The sequence below is a fragment of the Scytonema sp. NUACC21 genome (genome assembly GCF_054684315.1).
In genome coordinates, this window is sequence record NZ_BAAFZH010000033.1 from 24,176 (window position 1) to 30,582 (window position 6,407).

At 41.6% G+C, this 6,407-nt stretch carries 7 protein-coding genes and 2 pseudogenes; 6 read left to right on the plus strand and 3 right to left on the minus strand.

From position 1 onward, the window contains the following. Nucleotides 1-3: 3 nt before the first annotated feature. The 5 genes and pseudogenes from ACYRY3_RS03065 to ACYRY3_RS03085 all read left to right on the plus strand — a co-directional run. Nucleotides 4-330, plus strand: a complete 327-nt coding sequence (locus ACYRY3_RS03065) for a ferredoxin-thioredoxin reductase catalytic domain-containing protein (protein ID WP_460200309.1) — start codon at nucleotides 4-6, stop codon at nucleotides 328-330. Next, the gene (locus tag ACYRY3_RS03070) at nucleotides 327-728 is read left to right on the plus strand and encodes a DUF309 domain-containing protein (protein WP_460200303.1); all 402 of its coding nucleotides are present in this window, start codon (nucleotides 327-329) and stop codon (nucleotides 726-728) included. Before ACYRY3_RS03065 ends, ACYRY3_RS03070 begins: the two co-directional genes overlap by 4 nt. Before the next feature lie 191 nt (nucleotides 729-919). Then, nucleotides 920-1,429, plus strand: a complete 510-nt coding sequence (locus ACYRY3_RS03075) for an LptA/OstA family protein (protein ID WP_460200304.1) — start codon at nucleotides 920-922, stop codon at nucleotides 1,427-1,429. 27 nt (nucleotides 1,430-1,456) lie between these two features. Further along, nucleotides 1,457-2,185: an LPS export ABC transporter ATP-binding protein gene (gene lptB / locus ACYRY3_RS03080; protein WP_460200305.1), complete on the plus strand. Its 729-nt coding sequence runs from the start codon at nucleotides 1,457-1,459 to the stop codon at nucleotides 2,183-2,185. A 212-nt stretch (nucleotides 2,186-2,397) separates the two neighbouring features. After that, nucleotides 2,398-3,300 (plus strand): annotated as a pseudogene (locus ACYRY3_RS03085) (LptF/LptG family permease); the annotation flags it as partial. Here the strand turns inward: ACYRY3_RS03085 and ACYRY3_RS03090 are convergent. From ACYRY3_RS03090 to ACYRY3_RS03100, 3 genes and pseudogenes are all read right to left on the minus strand, one after another. Next, nucleotides 3,270-3,950, minus strand: a pseudogene (locus ACYRY3_RS03090) (Rpn family recombination-promoting nuclease/putative transposase); the annotation flags it as partial. The pseudogenes ACYRY3_RS03085 and ACYRY3_RS03090 overlap by 31 nt on opposite strands. Before the next feature lie 661 nt (nucleotides 3,951-4,611). Beyond that, nucleotides 4,612-5,112 carry a hypothetical protein gene (locus ACYRY3_RS03095; protein ID WP_460200306.1) on the minus strand — a complete coding sequence of 167 codons (501 nt, stop codon included), beginning with the start codon at nucleotides 5,110-5,112 and terminating at the stop codon, nucleotides 4,612-4,614. 66 nt (nucleotides 5,113-5,178) lie between these two features. Continuing rightward, the gene (locus ACYRY3_RS03100; RefSeq protein ID WP_460200307.1) at nucleotides 5,179-5,853 is read right to left on the minus strand and encodes a CHAT domain-containing protein; all 675 of its coding nucleotides are present in this window, start codon (nucleotides 5,851-5,853) and stop codon (nucleotides 5,179-5,181) included. Between the two features lie 218 nt (nucleotides 5,854-6,071). Between ACYRY3_RS03100 and ACYRY3_RS03105 the strand changes: the two genes are divergently transcribed. Continuing rightward, nucleotides 6,072-6,407, plus strand: a 336-nt coding sequence (locus ACYRY3_RS03105; RefSeq protein WP_460200308.1) for an AGE family epimerase/isomerase, incomplete at its 3' end; no start/stop codon positions are given.

Consider the following 6,407-nt stretch of genomic DNA (forward strand, 5'->3'; position numbering starts at 1 on the left):
TTAATTTTACACTATAAATACGATTTTATGCCCAAGGGTATTCTTATGCGCTTCATTGTTGAAACACATCCTTGGATTGAAGAACAAAAACTTGTTTGGAGAAGTGGTGTTGTTCTTAATAAAGACCAAACCCGTGCCGAAGTCATCGAACACTACAATCAAAAAGAAATAAAAATTCGTGTTACTTTTTGGAACTGTCCGTGCGTACCAATGCGGGAACGGAAGGAATGTCACTGTATGTTGTTCCTCACACCAGATAATGAATTTGCTGGGAATCTTCAAGAAATCTCCTTGGAAACCATCAAAGAAGTACGAGACACAATGGCATGAGCGAAAGAATGCCCGAAGAGTTTTGGCAAGGTGTAGAGCAGTTTAATACGGGGCAGTATTATGACTGTCACGACACTTTGGAGGCTTTGTGGATTGAAGCAACAGAGCCAGAAAAAACTTTTTATCAAGGCATTCTGCAAATAGCCGTAGCACTTTATCACTTGGGTAACAAGAACTTGCGGGGAGCAGCGATTTTGCTGGGAGAAGGCAGCAATCGCCTGCGACGTTACCCGTCAGATTACGGTGGCATTGATGTAGACGAATTATTGGATGAGAGTGCGGCATTGCTCAAGGCATTACAACAAACAGAGCCAGAAAAAATTGCCGCCTTTAAATTGGGTCAAGATGAAACTTTGGCTTTACCCAAAATTATAAGAGTTAACTCTGAGAAAGATTGAAAAATTCAACGAAGGTTCTTTTTAAGACCAAGCGGTAGCCGTAAAAGTGCTGAGTGAAACCTTAAGAGAGCAGAAAGCGTCTAACAAATTAGCTAGTAGCGCTCCTCGGATATTCCAAATTGTGTATCCTAATCTCTGGGAAAAGTACTTGCGAGAATTAAAATAACAGGCGAGCCGTTATCTCAAATTCTATGAAACCCCACTATCGATTGCCTCAATTTCAAACCTGTCGTTTTGGATTAGCCTTGCTGCTTAGTGCAGCATCAATGGGCGCTCCTGCGTTTCCCGGTCAACTGCAAACAGCTATCGCACAAGCACCTCAGACCTCAGGACAGCAAAATCGTCCTCTCTACATCCGTGGCAAAGTACAGGAATATAACTCTAAAACACAAGTGGCAACCGTTCGCGGCGATGTAGAACTTGTCTATCCTGCACGAGGTATTCAAGCAACCGCTGCTCAAGCACAATACTTTACCCGCGAACGGCAGATCGTTCTCAGTGGCAATGTCTATGTCTTGGAACAGGGTCGTAATAGTATCAAAGCCGAAACGGTAACGTATTTGATTGATGAAGGGCGATTTGTTGCCACACCCAAGCAAGGTCGTCAGGTAGAATCCATTTATATCGTCAACGATACCAATGTTACCAATCAAGGGGCTTCCTCTGCTCCTGCAACACCACCTTTGAAGAAACCTAACTAGTAGCCATAACTAAGAAAGGACGCGAGAGTGAAAATTGTCTTAGAGAATGTTCATAAATCTTATGGCAAGCGAGCGATTGTAAATCGCGTCAACATCTCTGTTGCCCAAGGAGAAATCGTTGGTTTACTAGGTCCCAATGGGGCTGGTAAGACGACGACTTTTTACATAGCCACAGGATTAGAAAAGCCAGACCGGGGAAAGGTTTGGTTAGATAAGATGGATGTGACTCCACTGCCAATGCATAAAAGGGCGCGGTTGGGGATCGGGTATTTGGCGCAAGAAGCAAGTATTTTTCGCCAGCTGACAGTACGGGAAAATATTCTGCTGGTATTAGAACAAACTAACGTACCTCGTTGGGAGTGGGAACGGATTCTAGACCATTTACTTCGCGAGTTTCGTTTGGAAAAAGTCGCTAACAGCAAAGGAATTCAACTTTCTGGGGGTGAACGACGCCGAACGGAGTTAGCAAGGGCTTTGGCAGCAGGGAGAGAAGGACCAAAATTTTTACTCCTAGATGAACCGTTTGCTGGAGTTGACCCCATAGCAGTTGCAGAAATTCAGCAAATTGTTGCCCAACTGCGCGATCGCGATATAGGTATCTTAATTACAGACCATAATGTTCGCGAGACCCTTGCCATCACAGATCGCGGTTACATCATGCGTGAAGGGCAAATTCTTGCTTCCGGCACTTCTGATGAACTTTGTAAAAATCCCTTAGTGCGTCAATACTACCTAGGAGAGAAATTTCAGGTATAATTTAAAATTTTAAAATTTTAGTTAAAAACTTATTTTAATTTATTATTTGAATTCCACGTCATTTTTTCGGAAGTTGTCTACCATTGATTTTGATAAGTAGGTCGGCACAACTAAAGTGAACTAGTTTTGGTCGTCATTAATTAATAATCAAATAACTAATGGCTAAAGTACAGTCTTTCTATACCTTCAATTCGCTGTTGCCCGTTTCCCTAATGGATCGCTACCTTGCCAGCGAATTGATCCCACCATTTTTATTTGGTGTAGGAGCATTTTCATCAATTGGTGTCTCCATTGATATTGTCTTTGAACTCATAAGAAAAATTGTTGAATCTGGGCTACCAATAGGCATTGCCGTTCAGGTTTTCTTCTTAAAAATGTCAGGGTTTATTGTCTATGCCTTTCCCATGTCCACGCTTTTGGCTACCTTGATGACTTACAGTCGTCTTTCAAGTGAAAGCGAACTGATAGCATTGCGCGGTTGTGGGGTGAGTGTTTATCGCATGGTACTTACTGCGGTGATGTTGAGTCTTGTCGTTACAGGATTGACATTTTTGTTTAACGAGCAGATTGTACCTGCGGCAAATTACCAAGCATCTCAAATCTTAGACACAGCATTAAAGTCAGACCAGCCAGTAGTTGTGAATCGGCAAAATCTCTTCTACCCAGAATACCAAAAGGTGAAGCTGGAGGATGGTAGCAAGAAAAAAATCTTATCACGCTTGTTTTATGCCGACGAATTTGATGGAAAACAAATGAAAGGTTTAACGATTCTAGACCGTTCGCAAGAAGGTGTGAATCAAATTGTTGTGTCAGAATCAGGGGAATGGAATCCAACCCAAAATGTTTGGGATTTTTACAACGGTACTATTTATCTAGTCGCCTCAGATAGTTCGTATCGTAATATTTTGCGATTTGAGCGCCAACAACTAAAGTTACCTCGTACCGCATTAGATTTGGCACAGAAAAGCCGGGATTATGGTGAAATGAACATAGCCCAAGCGTTGGAACAGTTAGAAATTGAACGTCTGGGCGGAGACGATCAAAAAATTCGCAAACTTCAAGTTCGGATTCAACAAAAAATCTCCTTACCCTTTGTCTCTCCCTCCTTCAATATTTGCTGATACCAAGGAGATTCTCTTAAAACCGCCATATCCCACCTCATAATTTGCTGAACTAGTGCAGTGTCTATTACGAAGCTAGCAAAAAATGCTAGAACAGTTTCCAACTGATTTAATTGCTCGTCTTGACGCAGAAGTTGCAACGCTTGTTGTATCGCGGATTCTTCCCCTCCACCCTTGAGAATTGGAACAAAAGGAAGCAAAGAGGGCAAAGGTTGCTGGAAAACTAACTCAACATCAACTTCCCACAAGTTAATCACGCGGTACTCTTGACGGGCTTGCAATCCGGCAAAGTTGGACTCATAGCGAGTGGGAATTTCGATCTCGCCGTCTGTATCTTTGAGAATGTTAATCAGGACTGGATATGTAGGTATGTCGTACTTTTCTTCCGCAAGTGCAGTATGAGCCCGCATCCGCTTGGGCATATTTGCTTTGTAGCGCAGTTGTAACTCGTTAAGAACTAGAAATTCGCCATACTCAGGGCTTTGGGCGCGGATTAACACATCACTTTCGCGGCTAATCCATTGGAATTCGGAGTTGAGAACTTCTCCTGCTACGATATTGGGAATTTGCGTTACCCATTTTATCCAGTTATCAGGTGCAAGGCTGATTAACTTTTTGGTGCTGATGTCAGCAGATTGAGCCATATAAAGAACGAATTTGTTGTTTTAGTTATTAAATTCGATATTTTATCAGTAAAATTGCTGAGATAATCCCGAAGGATAATTGCTTTTATTCTTTAATAACAAATAATTTATTACAATCATTTCAATTGGGATTTGTACAGAAATTGTTACGATATATTGTTAGTTTGCGCTTAGCTCTATCTAAAATTTTATAAAGCTTGGCATAGTACGGGGAGTTGGTAGGAGATTTAGCTGGATGACTCGATTTGAAAAAAGATAGGCAAAAACCGAAGTTAACCCATGCGCTTGTATTAAAAAATCTTATAAACCTAGCTGTATATTAACTTCAGGTTTTAAAAAGGTTACAACTGCCTAAAGGACACACTTACACGAAGGGGGTAAAGTATTTTTTCAGCTAGAGCTATGCAGCAATTGAAAAGCGGTGGGCAATGCCCACCCTACTACTGGGCAGAAGGGAGTAAATCATTCTTGAAAAATCTTTGAGTTAAAAGGGAACAGGCAACAGGAATCATGAATTTCTTATTGGAATTTGATGTCTGTTTTTATCGCTCCCAAATGATATTTGAATTGTGTCCAAAATCGGCATACTTGTTATGCCTGTAGTGAAATACAAAATCATCAAAAAATTTGCACGTGGTGGGAATGAACAAAAGGGTTTGCCTCACTTAACTGGATGAAGAAGCAGATACAGCATTGCGCTTCCGGTAATAACGCCAAAGACGATCCCGCCAACGAAACCTCCCATAATCCAATCCAAAATTCGACTTACCATTACCCCTGAGAAAATACCAACAGCCGTACCAAATGTATTAAACAAAATCCACAAGTTTGCTTTATTGCTCAGTTCTCTTAATACAAACCATTGAGGCAGTGCCACTAATCCAAATAAAATTCCTCCAAAAAGTAGCGTTGATATCTGAACTGGAATTTGATTCTGGTACAGAGATGGGAATCTATCTATATATTGGAGCCTTGCGATCGCTCCTTCTATCAAAGATTCACCCGCAGCCCAACCAAGTACCCAACCAATAGCTGTTACTATTAGCCACCAAAAAATTTTGGTAATTCGTTGTCTGAGTCCCCACCATTGGGCTATACCCGTTACAATTCCTCCGACGACAATACCAAAAAAGGCACTTCCAAGACCATGAATACTAGTCATAAAACCTATAGCGCTACCTATAGAAGTAAATAATATCCATTGCAGCCAAAATGTTTTTTCTGTAACTCAAATGACAGTAAAAAACTCCTGTAGATGGCGATTCAAACCGGGTCGGGAAGGACGAATTGAGTTATTTCTGTTCCGATCTATATTGAATTTACTCTCTGTCCTATTTTTTACTTCTTTTCTATAAAGAACTGGTACTAAGTTTTCTGGAATACTTTCTAGTTGTATTTCCACGCAAGCAAACTGGTAAGCCTCCTCAAATGAACGCCCTGCTCCTAGAGCTCTATAGAAACCCACAGCAAATGTTATTGCAGTTTTGTCTCCAATAGCTTGACTCATGCCAATAACGTAGGGAATGTGCTCGGCAATAGCGCTTGCCTGAGCTTGTGAATAGCAAGCATTCAAAACTACACAATGCACCTGCTTACTTACTAACTTAAACAGATTAGCTAGTGCAACAGGCTGAACAGGTTGAGTTTGTCCTAAAGCATTTTCAAAACACAGTTCTCCCGTACTCATACCGTGTCCGGAGAAGTGAACAATGTGAGGTTCAGTATCAAAAATCGCTTGAGTGACGTCTCCGGTACGTACAGATTCCCGAGATTCTAAGAAGAAACTGTCTCGTTGCTTGGAAAGTTGAAGCTTTTCACGAATATCTCGTAACTCTTGCCCTAACCGTAATCGAGCAGAGTCACTAGGATCGGCTGCCAGGAATAGGATCTTGACCTTATCCATTAGAGGATTTATACAAAAATTTAATGTCTCTACAATAGATGCTCCACAGTAGACCCTGGAACTACTTCCCCACTAATAACTTAGCAGAGTAATTATACTAGTATACGGAAAAATTCCGTTTTTGGTTTCCGTACATAAATCCTTGAATGCACTTGTCGTTCCTTCACCAGAAGGTGATAATTGACGCTGTTGGAAGTGGTGCATAAAGGAAGATATTCATGGAGTACGACTTTAAAGGGCTTGCCGAACTTTACAAAAACGCGCTTCTCAACGACGTACTCCCATTTTGGGAAAAACATTCGATTGACTGGGAGCAAGGTGGCTACTTCACCTGTCTCGATCGCGAGGGAAAGGTTTATGACACCGATAAGTTTATCTGGCTGCAAAACCGCCAGGTATGGACTTTTTCCAAACTTTACAACCAGTTGGAAAAACGCGAGAACTGGCTGGCAATTGCCAGCAATGGTGCTCATTTTCTAGCTCAACACGGTAGGGAGACTGATGGTAACTGGTACTTTGCCCTGACTCGTGAAGGACAGCCCTTAGTTCAGCCC